Raw genomic sequence first — 12,942 nt, forward strand, 5'->3', positions numbered from 1 at the left:
ATTTGTTTCCGTGTTACTCGCTTTTGCCCACATCGCTGACGCAGCGGTAACACCTCACTGCGCGCTGCGCGCCTTGGCCACCCGCGAACCGCTCGGACGGCCGAGCACTGCGCTGATCTGCTGGCCCGCGGCAATCAAGGCGTCCAGGTCGATACCGGTCTCGATGCCCAGGCCGTTGAGCAGGTACACCACGTCTTCGGTGGCAACGTTACCGCTCGCGCCTTTGGCGTACGGGCAGCCGCCGAGGCCGGCGATAGAGCTGTCGAACACCGCAATGCCTTCGAGCAGGCTGGCGTAGATGTTGGCCATGGCCTGGCCATAGGTGTCGTGGAAATGCCCGGCGAGTCTGTCCCGTGGCACCTGCGCCGAAACCACCTCGAACAGGCGCCGGGTCGCGCCCGCCGTGCCGATGCCGATGGTGTCGCCCAGCGACACTTCATAGCAGCCCATCGCATACAGTTCACGCGCGACCATCGACACTTGCTCCGGCGCAACGGTGCCTTCATACGGGCAGCCCAACACACAGGAAACGTAACCGCGCACGGTAACGCCGTGTTGTTTCGCCGCCTCCATGATCGGCGCAAACCGCGCCAGGCTTTCGCTGATCGAGCAATTGATGTTGCGCTGCGAGAACGCCTCGGAGGCCGCAGCGAACACCGCGACTTCCTTGACCCCGGCGGCGAGCGCGTCTTCAAAGCCGCGCAGGTTCGGCGCCAGTGCGCCGTAGGTCACTCCGGGTTTGCGCTGGATCTGCGCAAACACTTCGGCGGATCCGGCCATCTGCGGCACCCACTTGGGCGAAACGAAACTGCCGACTTCGATGTAGCCAAGCCCGGCGGCGCTCAGGGCATCGACCAGTTGCACTTTGTCGGCGACGCTGATCGGCTGGGCTTCGTTCTGCAGGCCATCGCGCGGGCCGACTTCGATCAGGCGTACTTGGGAGGGGAGGGACATGGGTGGGACCTGCCTGTTTTTTGAGTTCACGAAGAACCCTGTGGGAGAGAGCCTGCTCGCGAAAGCGGTGGATCAGTCACCGTTAATGCTGGATGACAGAATGCATTCGCGAGCAGGCTCGCTCCCACAGGGGCGCCAGTGTTGGCTAGACCGCCTGCTGGCTCTTGAGCGTCTGCTCCAACGCCTGCACGCAGCGCTCTTCGGCTGTGTCCAGCTCGAGCTTCATCTGTTCGATATCCAGCAACTGCTGTTCGAGCTGTTCGCGACGTTCGCTGATTTTCGCCAGCATGCTGTTGAGCTGTTTGGTGTTACCGCCGGACGGGTCGTAGAGTTCGATCAGCTCGCGGCATTCGGCCAGGGAAAAACCGATGCGCTTGCCGCGCAGGATCAGTTTCAGGGTGACCTTGTCGCGCGGCGAATAGATACGTTCCTGGCCACGACGCTCGGGGCTGAGCAGGCCTTGCTCTTCATAAAAGCGGATCGCCCGGGTGGTGATGTCCAGCTCGCGGGCGAGGTCGGAAATGCTGTAGGTCTGACTGCTCATGAAAGCGCTCGGAAAAGGGGCATGGCGCTAAGCTAATCGGTGGTTTACGTTTACGTCAAGCGGGATGGTTTTGGGGTGTCTGTACAGGCCTCTTCGCGAGCAGGCTCGCTCCCACATTCGACCGCGTTCCTTCAGATGAAATGCAATTCATTGTGGGAGCGAGCCTGCTCGCGAAGAACGATAACGCGGTAAAAAAGCCCTACACCTTCTCCAGCTTCTTCTCCTGCGCCGTCACCTGTTGGCACAACTCGATCATCTGCTCGCGCATCCAGCGATTCGCCGGATCCTGGTCGGTGCTTTCGTGCCAGTACAAATGCGTTTCCACCGACGGCACATCATTCACCGGCAAATTGAACGACTGCAAATCATGGCGGCGGGCGAAGCGTTCCGGCACGGTCATGACCATGTCGGTCTGCTGCATCACTTGCGAAGCCATCAGATAGTGCTGCGAGCGCAGGGCGATCTTGCGCTGGATGCCCATTTTGCCCAGCGCCAGATCGACATAACCCAGACCGCTGCGGCGGCTGGAAATATGGATGTGAGTCAGCGACAGGTAGTCATCGAGGCTGAGTTTTTCCTTGCCCGCCAGTGGGTGGCCCTTGCGCATGGCGCAGACGTAACGGTCGTCCATCAGCTTGACGTGGCGCACCTGCGGGTCGGTGTTGAGCGGCGCATCCACGGCGAAATCCAGACGCCCGGCCGCGAGTTCCTTGGTGGTTTCCCGGCGCTTGGACAGAAAGCTTTCGATGATCACCGTTGGCGCGAGGCGGCGCAGGCGCTGGAACAGTGGCGGCAGAATGATTGCTTCCGTCAGGTCGGTCATGCTGATGCGGTAGGTCTTGACCGCCTGCGCCGGGTTGAAGATGCGACTTTCCTGCACCGATACGCGCAGCAGCGACAGGGCGTTGCGCACCGGGCCGATGATGTTCTGCGCCATCGGCGTGGGCACCATGCCCTGAGCGGTACGCACGAAGAGCGGGTCGTTGAAGGTTTCGCGTAACCGCGCCAGCGCGTTGGACACCGCCGGCTGGGTGATGCCGACAATCTGCCCGGCGCGAGTCAGGTTGGCTTCGGTGTAGATCGCGTCGAAGACGATGAAAAGGTTCAGGTCGACCTTGCTCAGATTCATAACGCGGCTTCTCTTGTTATTAAGTGCAAGTGTTTTGGGGCTGACGATCAGCGGATCATATATTGGTGATGAATGTTTATACACGCCGAGAATAGGCTAGGTAAATGATCAGCGCTGTTCTAGCATCGATTGCATGACTTGAACAACCTCTGCCCGAGAAGGTAACTACCCATGGATTTCGCTTATTCGCCCAAGGTTCAGGAACTGCGTGAGCGCGTGACTGCGTTCATGGACACTTACGTTTACCCGGCCGAAGCGGTGTTCGAACGCCAGGTCGCCGAGGGCGATCGCTGGCAGCCGACCGCGATCATGGAAGAGCTCAAGGCCAAGGCCAAGGCTGAAGGGCTGTGGAATTTGTTTCTGCCTGAGTCCGAGCTGGGCGCCGGCCTGAGCAACCTCGAATATGCGCCATTGGCGGAAATCATGGGCCGTTCCCTGCTGGGGCCGGAGCCGTTCAACTGCTCGGCGCCGGACACCGGCAACATGGAAGTGTTGGTGCGCTACGCCAATGAAGAACAGAAACAGCGCTGGCTCGAGCCGCTGCTGCGCGGCGAAATCCGTTCGGCGTTCGCCATGACCGAGCCTGATGTGGCATCTTCCGACGCAACCAACATGGCCGCCCGAGCCGTGCGCGATGGCGATCAGTGGGTAATCAACGGTAAGAAGTGGTGGACCTCCGGCGCCTGCGATCCGCGCTGCAAGATTCTGATCTTCATGGGCCTGAGCAACCCCGACGCGCCGCGTCACGCCCAGCACTCGATGATCCTCGTGCCGGTCGATACCCCCGGGGTGAAGATCGTCCGGCCGCTGCCGGTGTTCGGCTACGACGATGCACCGCACGGTCACGCCGAAGTGTTGTTCGACAACGTTCGAGTGCCGTACGAAAACGTCCTGCTCGGTGAAGGACGCGGCTTCGAAATCGCTCAGGGTCGCCTTGGCCCAGGGCGGATTCACCACTGCATGCGTTCGATCGGCATGGCCGAACGTGCGCTGGAACTGATGTGCAAACGCTCGGTGAGCCGCACCGCATTCGGCAAACCGCTGGCCCGTCTGGGCGGCAACATCGACAAGATCGCCGACTCGCGGATGGAAATCGACATGGCGCGTCTGCTGACGTTGAAAGCGGCGTACATGATGGACACCGTCGGCAACAAAGTGGCGAAAAGCGAGATTGCGCAGATCAAAGTCGTCGCACCGAACGTGGCCCTGCGGGTGATCGACCGGGCGATCCAGATGCACGGTGGGGCAGGGGTGTCGAACGATTTCCCGCTGGCCTATATGTATGCCATGCAGCGCACCCTGCGTCTGGCCGACGGCCCCGACGAAGTGCACCGCGCGGCGATTGGCAAGTTCGAGATCGGCAAGTATGTGCCGAAGGAGATGCTGCGCAGCGGCCAGTAACACCGCGTCGCCTCATTCGCGAGCAGGCTCGCTCCCACAAGATTTGTGCACGCCACAGATCCAATGTGGGAGCGAGCCTGCTCGCGAAAGGGCCTGCACATTCAGCACATCGACATCAGGATCAATACACCCAAACCTCAACCCGCCGATTCTTGATCCGCCCTTCATCCGCGCTGTTGGTCGCCACCGGCATCAGCGCGCCAAAGCCACGCACCTCGCGCATGACCACACCGTTTTTGACCAGCTCGCGCCGCACCGCCATCGCTCGCAGCTTCGACAGCAGATCAGCCCGCGCCGGGTCATCCTTCAAATCACCAAACCCCACCAGCGTCACCGCCCGCTCGGTCTTGCCATTGCGCTTTATATAGTCGAGCACCCGCGCCAGATCCTGCCGCGCCTTGTTGTCCAGACTGGCGCTGCCCTCGGCAAAACGGAAATTCACTGTCAGACGCTGGGCATGCCGGCTGAGAGATTGATAACCCTCGGGCATCAGCGCATTCGGCGTCACGCTCATGGCTTGTACGGTCTGGCTTACAAAGCCGCTAGTCGCGACGATCGCCTGACCGCCTTGGCTCTGGGCAAAGCGGGCCAAGGCCTGCGCCCACGGATTCTGGCTGCCCGGCGGCAGATAAAAGAACAAGCGCCGCGACAGCGGATAATCTTCGGTGGCGATCAGACTGTTCAGCGGCAGCATCGCTTGCGAGGCGCCGTCGGCAATCGCCACGGCTTTGGCCTGACGCACGTAAGGCAAGCCGATGAAGCCGATACCTTGCGGATCGGCGCTGACCGCGTCGGACAATTGCTCGCTGGATTCGAAACGTTTCGCCGCGCTGCTGAGACTTTTCCCACGCCGGCTCAGGACCAGTTCCTTGAACGTGTCGTACGTCCCGGACTGATCATCCCGCGCATACAAATGAATGGCGCCGCCACGGCTACCGAGCTCTTCCCAGGTTTTCACTTCGCCGGCAAAAATCCGCGCCAGTTGCTCGGTGTTCAACTGCTGTAACGGATTGGCCGGGTTGAGGATGATCGCCAGGCCGTCGATGGCAATGACTTGCTCGGCTGCCGGACTTTTCAGATCGCCGAGGGTTTGCAGGGCGAGCAGCTCGCTGTCCTTGATCTCGCGGGAAGAGGCGGCCAGATCGGCGCTGGCGTTTTTCAACGCAGCGAAACCGGTGCTGGAACCGTGAGCGGCGACTTCGATGATCACGCGTTGCCCTTGTGCGGTCTGGCCGACGATGCGTTGTTCGTTGGCGGTGTCCGGGGTCTCGCGGTGGATTTTCAGCAGGCCTTGTTCCTGCAACAGGCCTTCGACCAGCGCCGGGCCGAGTTCGGCGCCGATGGTGTTGGAGCCCTGAATGCGCAATGCCGGGCCGTTTTCGGGGATCGGCAGGGCGGCGGCGGACACCGACAGCCAGCCACTCAACAGGAAAACGCAGAGAACACGCAGGGTCATGCCGGCACCGAATCAAGCCAAGGGGATTGCCGGGGAGATTAAGTCAGGCGCGTGACCGAAATATGACAGATCAAAAGATCGTCCGAACGCGGCCCGAGCCTTCGGCAACTCCTACAGGGAAAATGCATTCCAAATGTAGGAGCTGCCGAAGGCTGCGATCTTTTGCTTTTAGCTCAATTCAAGCCAGATCGGCGCATGGTCCGAGGGTTTTTCCATGCCGCGCAGTTCGTAGTCCACGCCGGCATCCTTGACCCGTGGCAGCAGGCCATGGGACGCCAGAATCACATCGATGCGCAGGCCGCGTTTGGGTTCATCTTCAAAGCCACGGCTGCGATAGTCGAACCAGCTGAACATGTCGCTCACGTCGGGGTTGAGGTGCCGATAGCTGTCGGTCAGGCCCCAGTTCTTCAGGCGCGCCATCCACTCGCGTTCTTCCGGCAGGAAGCTGCATTTGCCGGTTTTCAGCCAGCGCTTCATGTTGTCCGGGCCGATGCCGATGTCGCAGTCTTCCGGGGAAATGTTCACATCGCCCATCACCACCAGTGGCTGTTCATTGTGGAACTGGCTTTCCAGCAGCGCTTGCAGATCGCTGTAGAAACGCTCCTTGGCGGGGAATTTGGTTGGGTGGTCGCGGCTTTCACCTTGTGGGAAATAGCCGTTCATGATCGTCACCGGCACGCCGTTGGCATCGGCAAAAGTGCCCCAGATAAAGCGCCGTTGCGCGTCTTCTTCATCGGTGGCGAAGCCTTTATGGATGGCGATCGGTTCGTTGCGCGAGAGCAGGGCGACACCGTAATGGCCCTTCTGGCCATGGAAGTGCACGTGGTAGCCGAGGGCGCGGATGTCTTCGTGGGGGAACTGGTCGTCGTGGACCTTGGTTTCCTGCAGGCCGATCACGTCGGGCTGATGTTTTTCGATCAGCGCTGCCAGCTGATGCGGACGGGCACGCAGTCCGTTGATGTTGAAGGAAACAATCTTCATGGTCGGCAGTCCTGGCAAAAGGGCGATGCTAGCTGACATGGGGGAGATGGGCCAGTGTGGGACAAATCATTTTGGCCTGTGGGATTTGTGATGCCCTATGCAGCGCCTCTGTGGGAGCGAGCCTGCTCGCGAAGAGGCCGGCAAGATCGATGAAGATCCCGACTTGGTCTATACCTGTCAGGGGAACCACCACATCCGCCCAAGGTTCGTACCAACAAGCGCGCCAGCCTCCGAGCGCGCCCCCGGGGAGAATCACTGCAATGCCTGAAACCCAGTCCGCCGTTGCCGACATCCACATGCTCGACCGCGGCTATTCACGCGAAGCCCGCTCGTTGCTGTATCAGGCCTATCGCCACGAGCCGACCTTCGGCTACCTGTTCGAAGCCGAACGTCCCGGCTATGAACAACGCGTACGCGCCACGGTGCGCGAGTTGGTCAAACAGCATTTTCTCCAGGACCTGCCGGCGATCGGCCTGCTGGTCAACGACCGCTTGATCGGCATTGCCCTGATCGCACCGCCGCAACGCCGCCTGGGCGTTACCGAAAGCTGGGCGTGGCGCTTGCGCATGGTGCTCAGCACCGGTTTTCGCTGCACCCGGCGTTATCTGGAATACCACGATGCCGTTGCTGCATGCGTGCCGGGTGACTCGGTGCACATGCTGCCGTTGCTTGGTGTGCATCCGCAGTTTCAGGGCAAGCACTACGGCGAACAGTTGCTCACCGCCGTGCACAACTGGTGCGCGGTCGATGAAACCTCGCAAGGGGTGGTGCTCGACACCGGCAACCCCCGCTACCTGGAATTCTATAAAAGGCAGGGTTATCAGGAGATCGGCGAGGTTGCCGTCGGGCCGGTGCGCGAACACGTATTTTTCCACGCCAATCCGCAGGTGTTGCAAACAGCAACGGGATAGCGATCGAACTTCTTCACAAATTACCTGTTCTATCAGGCTCCCGAGCCCGTGATAGCATCCGCGCCTATGAAGTTTCCACGAAGATTTACCAGCGGCGTGCTGATGCTGTTATCCAGCTGCGCGGCGCTGGCGCAAAGTGAATTGGATGTACGGATCAAGCCGTCCAACGATGAACTCAAGGCCAATATAGAAGGCTATATCGGCAGCCTCGGCGATCGCGACGAAGAAGCCTTGCTGCGTTTCAGTCGCGGTGCCGAAGAGCAGGCGCGCAAAGCGGCGCAGGCGTTGGGCTACTACCAGCCGCAGATCGACAGTGACGTCAAGGGCGGGAAAAAACCGCGTCTGGTGCTGAACATCGATCCCGGCGAGCCGATTCGCCTGCGCAACGTCACTGTGCGCGTCGACGGCCCGGCGGCCTCGCTGAAATCCTTTCGCGTACCGAAAAGCGATCTGCTCAAGTCCGGCGCCGTGCTCAACCATGGCCGTTACGAAGACGCCAAACGGGTGATCCAGAACCAGGCCTCGCGCTTCGGTTACTTCAGCGGTCATTTCACCAGCCAGAAACTCATGGTCGATCCGCGCGCGGGCGTGGCCGACATCGAATTGATCTACGACAGCGGCCCGCGTTATGCGCTGGGCAAAGTCAGTTTCGAGGGCGACACGCCGTTCGACGAAGACCTGCTGCAACGCATGGTGCCGTTCAAGGCAGGCGAGCCTTATGATTCGGAACTGATCGCCGAACTCAACCGCGACCTGCAATCGAGCGGCTATTTCGAAGGCGTGCGCGTCGACGCGGCACCGACGGCAGCGCAGAACGATGTGATTCCGGTCGCCGTCAAACTCGACACGCGCAAGCCGCGCACCATGGGTCTAGGCCTCGGTTATTCGACCGACGTCGGGCCACGGATCAAGGCCAACTGGACGCGCCACTGGGTCAACCCGCAGGGCGACAGCTATGGCTGGGAGGCCGAACTCTCGGCGCCCCGGCAGAACGTCGGGCTGTTCTACGACATCCCGCTCGACCCACCACTGACCGACAAACTGCGCTGGGCCGGCGGCTATCAGTTCGAAGACATCGAAGGCTCCGACACCCTCAGCAAGCTGCTGACCTTCGGCCCGGAATGGCACAGCAAGTTGCCCAGCGGCTGGCAGCGGGTGATCTCGCTGAAATGGCAACGTGAAGAATACGAACTCGGCGACGACTCCGGCCTGAGCACGTTGCTCATGCCCGGCATCAGTTATTCGTACCTCAAAAGCGACAACCGCATCGACCCGCGCAACGGCTATCGCCTGAGCTTCGAAAGCAAAGTGGCCAAGGAAGGCCTCGGTTCGGACAACAACCTTTTATATGGCACCGCGCTGGTCAAAGGCCTGACCACGGTGTTCGACAAGCATCGCTTGCTCGGCCGTGTGCAGGTCGGCGGCAGCGCCACCAACGGCTACAACTCGATTCCGCCATCGCTGCGCTTTTTTGCCGGTGGCGATCAGAGCGTGCGCGGTTACGACTATCAGAGCCTGTCGCCGAAAAATTCCGATGGTAAACGGATTGGCGGTCGCTACATGGTGGCCGGCAGCGTCGAGTATCAATACTCGATCGCCGAAAAATGGCGGGTCGCGACGTTCGTCGACCAAGGCAACTCTTTCAACAAACTCGAACTGCCCGACCTCAAGACCGGGGTCGGTGTAGGTGTGCGCTGGGTCTCGCCGGTCGGGCCGATCCGCCTTGACCTGGCCCACGCGCTGGACGACGACGGCGGCATCCGGCTGCACTTTTCCATGGGGCCTGAGCTGTGAAGCGTGGTGTGAAAATTACGGCGCTGACGCTGTTGGCGCTGGTCGTGTTGATTGTCTTGAGCCTGGCCGCACTGCTTGGCACGCAGGCCGGCAGTCGTTGGGCGCTGGGCCTGGTGCCGGGCCTGAGCGTGGAGAATTTCCACGGTCGCCTCGCTGGCCAATGGAGTGCCGATCACCTGGTTTGGCAGCAAGACACCAGCCGCGTCGAGCTGAACAAGGCGATCTTTGCCTGGTCGCCGCTGTGCCTGACGCGCATGACCTTGTGCATCGATCAGCTCAAGGCCGAGCAGGTGATCCTGCAATTCCCGCCGAGCGAAGAAACCACCGAGAGCGGCCCGATCAAACTCCCCGATCTGCAATTGCCGTTGGCCATTGAACTGGGCGATGTCGAGGTGGGCAGCCTGTTGTTCAACGGCAGCGAACAGCTCAAGGGCTTGCAACTGGCGGCGCACTGGACCGCTCAGGGTTTGCAGATCGACAGCGTGAAGTTGCAGCGCGACGAACTCAGTCTGAACCTGTCCGGCCTGCTGCAACCGAGCGGTAATTGGCCGCTGACTATTCAGGGTGATCTGACCTTGCCTGCACCCGGAAGTGAGCCGTGGGCGCTGGCGCTGAAAGTTGAAGGCGATCTGCTGAAAACCCTCAACCTGCACGCCGACAGCCGTGGCTACCTCGACGGCCAGCTGAGCGGCGAGTTGCAAGCGCTGGCGGAAAACCTGCCGGCCAAGCTGCGCATCACCAGCGACGCGTTCAAGCCGAGCGCCGATCTGCCGGACACTCTGCAATTCAACCAGTTGGTATTGACCGGCGAAGGCGACCTGAAAAACGGTTACCAGTTGCTCGGCAATGCCATGCTGCCCGCGGAAAAATCGCCAGTGGCGCTGCTGCTCAAAGGCAAGGTCGACGCCAACGGCGCGCAGATCGCCGGCCTCGATCTCAACGCCAATGACACGCAAACCTTCAAGCTCACTGGCAGTGTCGACTGGAGCAAGGGCGTCAGCGCTCAGGCCAATATCAACTGGCAAGACTTCCCGTGGCATCGGCTCTATCCGGAAATCGACGAACCGCAAGTCACGCTACGTACCTTCACTGGCGAAGTGTCCTACACCGACGGCCAGTACCTCGGCAACTTCGACGCTGCGCTGGATGGCCCGGCGGGGGCGTTCACTTTAAGCAGCCCGTTCAGCGGCAGCCTCGAACAGATCGCCTTGCCGCAACTGGTCATGCAGGCCGGGCAGGGCAAGGCCGAAGGGCACGTCAATGTGCGCTTCGCCGACGGCATCGCCTGGGATACCGCGCTGGACCTGTCGGCGCTCAACCCGGCGTACTGGGTCGCCGAACTGCCGGGCACCCTGGCCGGGCCGTTGCAGAGCAAAGGCGAGATGAAGAATGATCAGCTCAGCCTCAGCGCCGACCTCGACCTCAAAGGCAAACTGCGCGGCCAACCGGCAATCCTGCAAGCCAAGGCTGACGGCGCGGGCGAGCGGTGGAACCTCAATGCCCTGCAAATCCGCCTCGGCGATAACAGCATCAGCGGCAAGGGCAGCCTGCAGGACAAACTCGGCGGGCAGATCGACATCAAGCTGCCGCGTCTCGCGCAGTTGTGGCCGCAGTTGCGCGGGCAGGTCAACGGTCAGGTCAACGTCGCCGGTACGCTGAAGGCGCCGCAGGGCAAGCTCGATCTGCAAGGTTCGCAACTGGCCTTTCAGGACAATCGCCTGCAAAGCCTCAACCTCGACGCCACCCTCGACAGCGCGCAACGAGCGAAGATCAATCTCAAAGGCAGCGGCATTCAGACCGGCGACACCTCGTTGGGCACCCTGACCGCCAGTGCTCAGGGCGATATCAAAAGCCAGAAACTCAACCTTGACCTGATCGGACCGAAGCTGAAACTGGCGCTGGGTCTGGACGGCAATCTCGACAAGGGCAACTGGCGCGGACGCTTGGCCAGTGGTGACATTCAGGCCGGTGGCCAGGACTGGAAGCTGCAAAGCCCGGCCAAGCTGGAACGCCTTGCGGACGGCCAGATCAATTTCGGCGCGCATTGCTGGCTGTCCGGCAATGCCAGCCTGTGTGGCGAAGACCAGCGCCTGATGCCCGAGCCGAAGCTGCGTTATCACCTCAAGCAATTCCCGATCGAAAGCCTTGCGCAGTGGCTGCCCAAGGACTTCGCCTGGCAGGGCCGACTCAACGCCGATCTGCAACTGGACCTGCCGGCGAGCGGCCCCAACGGCGTGGTCAGTGTCGATGCCAGCGGCGGCACCCTGCGCGTGCGCGACAAGGATCAGTGGCTGGATTTCCCCTACCAGACCCTCAAACTCAGCAGCAAGCTCACGCCCAAGCGCGTCGACACCGAGCTCAATTTTGTCGGCGGCAAACTCGGCGAATTGCTGGTCCAGGCGCAGCTCAATCCGCTACCGAAAAACAAACCGCTGAGCGGTTCGTTCCGCCTTTCCGGCCTCGATCTGTCGGTGGCGCGGCCGTTCGTGCCGATGGTGGAAAAACTCACTGGCCGGCTCAACGGCAGCGGCACTATTTCCGGTGGCCTGCTCGCGCCATTGGTCAACGGCACTGTGCAGCTCAGCGATGGCGAAGTGTCCGGCGCCGAACTGCCGCTGGAGCTGCAGAACCTGCAACTGACGGCGGCGATCGCCGGCGAATCGGTGCGCCTGGACGGTGGCTGGGACAGCGGCAAGACTGGCAAGGGCAGCCTCAACGGCAACGTAGCCTGGGGTCAGGCACTGGTGGTCGATCTGGCGCTCAAGGGCACGCAATTGCCAGTCAGCGTCGAGCCCTACGCCAAACTGGAAATGGCTCCGGATCTGAAAATTTCCATGGCCGGCGATGAGCTGAAAGTTGCTGGCAGGGTACTCGTGCCGAAAGGCGAAATCACCGTGCGCGAACTGCCGCCTTCGACGGTGAAAGTTTCCGACGACACGATCATCGTTGGCGCGCAGACCGAGGAGGGCAAACCACCGATCGCGATGAAAATGGACATCGACGTGATCGTCGGCCAGGACAAGCTGAGCTTCGCCGGTTTTGGCCTGACCGCCAACCTGCAGGGTCAGGTGCACATCGGCGACAACATGGACACCCGTGGTGAACTGTGGCTCAACGACGGCCGCTATCGCGCCTACGGCCAGCGCCTGACGGTGCGTCGCGCGCGTCTGTTGTTCGCCGGTCCCATCGACCAGCCGTATCTGGACATCGAAGCGATCCGCCAGACCGACGACGTCATCGCCGGTATTCGCCTGAGCGGCAGCGCCGAACAACCGACCACGCAGATCTTCTCCGAACCGGCCATGAGTCAGGAGCAGGCGCTGTCGTACCTGGTACTGGGCCGTCCGTTGAGCACCAGTGGCGAAGACAACAACATGCTCGCGCAAGCGGCATTGGGTCTGGGTCTGATGGGCAGCGCCGGGATCACCAGCGGCCTGGCCAAGGATCTGGGTATTCAGGACTTCCAACTCGACACCCAAGGCAGCGGCAACGACACCAGCGTCGTCGCCAGCGGCAACATCTCGGAAAAACTCAGCCTGCGCTACGGCGTCGGCGTCTTCGAACCGGCCAGCACCATCGCCTTGCGCTACAAGCTGAGCAAGAAGGTCTACGTCGAAGCGGCGAGCGGCGTGGCGAGCTCGCTGGATATCTTCTACAAGCGGGATTTCTAGCTCTCGCTCCCTTCAATGATCGTTCCCACGCTCTGCGTGGGAATGCCTCAAGGGACGCTCTGCGTCCCCGCTCTCAAAAATGGACGCAGAGCGTCCCCGGC

General features: G+C 61.4%; 9 protein-coding genes. 4 read left to right on the forward strand and 5 right to left on the reverse strand.

What is annotated here, in order from left to right; translation table 11 throughout:
- Window positions 1-54: 54 nt before the first annotated feature.
- From KVG85_RS03775 to KVG85_RS03785, 3 genes are all read right to left on the reverse strand, one after another.
- The gene (locus tag KVG85_RS03775; RefSeq protein ID WP_217863015.1) at window positions 55-954 is read right to left on the reverse strand and encodes a hydroxymethylglutaryl-CoA lyase; all 900 of its coding nucleotides are present in this window, start codon (window positions 952-954) and stop codon (window positions 55-57) included.
- Between the two features lie 145 nt (window positions 955-1,099).
- A complete protein-coding gene (locus KVG85_RS03780) occupies window positions 1,100-1,498 on the reverse strand; it encodes a MerR family transcriptional regulator (RefSeq protein WP_039763349.1) in 399 nt (132 codons plus the stop codon).
- 199 nt (window positions 1,499-1,697) lie between these two features.
- Window positions 1,698-2,627, reverse strand: a complete 930-nt coding sequence (locus tag KVG85_RS03785) for a LysR family transcriptional regulator (RefSeq protein WP_125927395.1) — start codon at window positions 2,625-2,627, stop codon at window positions 1,698-1,700.
- A gap of 171 nt (window positions 2,628-2,798) precedes the next feature.
- Between KVG85_RS03785 and KVG85_RS03790 the strand changes: the two genes are divergently transcribed.
- Window positions 2,799-4,028 carry an acyl-CoA dehydrogenase gene (locus KVG85_RS03790; RefSeq protein WP_016775307.1) on the forward strand — a complete coding sequence of 410 codons (1,230 nt, stop codon included), beginning with the start codon at window positions 2,799-2,801 and terminating at the stop codon, window positions 4,026-4,028.
- A 121-nt stretch (window positions 4,029-4,149) separates the two neighbouring features.
- On the opposite strand, the gene KVG85_RS03795 is transcribed toward KVG85_RS03790, so the two are convergent.
- Both KVG85_RS03795 and xthA read right to left on the reverse strand, forming a co-directional pair.
- A complete protein-coding gene (locus tag KVG85_RS03795; protein WP_217863016.1) occupies window positions 4,150-5,484 on the reverse strand; it encodes a substrate-binding domain-containing protein in 1,335 nt (444 codons plus the stop codon).
- 168 nt (window positions 5,485-5,652) lie between these two features.
- On the reverse strand, window positions 5,653-6,465 hold the full coding sequence (gene xthA / locus KVG85_RS03800; RefSeq protein ID WP_071172918.1) for an exodeoxyribonuclease III: 813 nt from the start codon (window positions 6,463-6,465) through the stop codon (window positions 5,653-5,655).
- 260 nt (window positions 6,466-6,725) lie between these two features.
- Between xthA and KVG85_RS03805 the strand changes: the two genes are divergently transcribed.
- The 3 genes from KVG85_RS03805 to KVG85_RS03815 all read left to right on the forward strand — a co-directional run bounded on the left by KVG85_RS03805 (window position 6,726) and on the right by KVG85_RS03815 (window position 12,841).
- Window positions 6,726-7,376, forward strand: a complete 651-nt coding sequence (locus KVG85_RS03805) for a GNAT family N-acetyltransferase (protein WP_016775303.1) — start codon at window positions 6,726-6,728, stop codon at window positions 7,374-7,376.
- A 66-nt stretch (window positions 7,377-7,442) separates the two neighbouring features.
- Entirely contained in the window at window positions 7,443-9,170 is a 1,728-nt protein-coding gene (locus KVG85_RS03810) for an autotransporter assembly complex protein TamA (protein ID WP_217863017.1), read from the forward strand.
- Window positions 9,167-12,841: a translocation/assembly module TamB domain-containing protein gene (locus KVG85_RS03815; RefSeq protein ID WP_217863018.1), complete on the forward strand. Its 3,675-nt coding sequence runs from the start codon at window positions 9,167-9,169 to the stop codon at window positions 12,839-12,841. Before KVG85_RS03810 ends, KVG85_RS03815 begins: the two co-directional genes overlap by 4 nt.
- Window positions 12,842-12,942 lie beyond the last annotated feature (101 nt).

The sequence above is a fragment of the Pseudomonas triticicola genome, from assembly GCF_019145375.1.
Taxonomy (GTDB): Bacteria; Pseudomonadota; Gammaproteobacteria; order Pseudomonadales; family Pseudomonadaceae; genus Aquipseudomonas; species Aquipseudomonas triticicola.

Bases quoted from the DNA above. Each gene is read 5' to 3' on its own strand.
- KVG85_RS03775 (WP_217863015.1), bottom strand. From the start codon at position 954: ATGTCCCTCCCCTCCCAAGTACGCCTGATCGAAGTCGGCCCGCGCGAT.
- KVG85_RS03780 (WP_039763349.1), bottom strand. From the start codon at position 1,498: ATGAGCAGTCAGACCTACAGCATTTCCGACCTCGCCCGCGAGCTGGAC.
- KVG85_RS03785 (WP_125927395.1), bottom strand. From the start codon at position 2,627: ATGAATCTGAGCAAGGTCGACCTGAACCTTTTCATCGTCTTCGACGCG.
- KVG85_RS03790 (WP_016775307.1), top strand. From the start codon at position 2,799: ATGGATTTCGCTTATTCGCCCAAGGTTCAGGAACTGCGTGAGCGCGTG.
- KVG85_RS03795 (WP_217863016.1), bottom strand. From the start codon at position 5,484: ATGACCCTGCGTGTTCTCTGCGTTTTCCTGTTGAGTGGCTGGCTGTCG.
- xthA (WP_071172918.1), bottom strand. From the start codon at position 6,465: ATGAAGATTGTTTCCTTCAACATCAACGGACTGCGTGCCCGTCCGCAT.
- KVG85_RS03805 (WP_016775303.1), top strand. From the start codon at position 6,726: ATGCCTGAAACCCAGTCCGCCGTTGCCGACATCCACATGCTCGACCGC.
- KVG85_RS03810 (WP_217863017.1), top strand. From the start codon at position 7,443: ATGAAGTTTCCACGAAGATTTACCAGCGGCGTGCTGATGCTGTTATCC.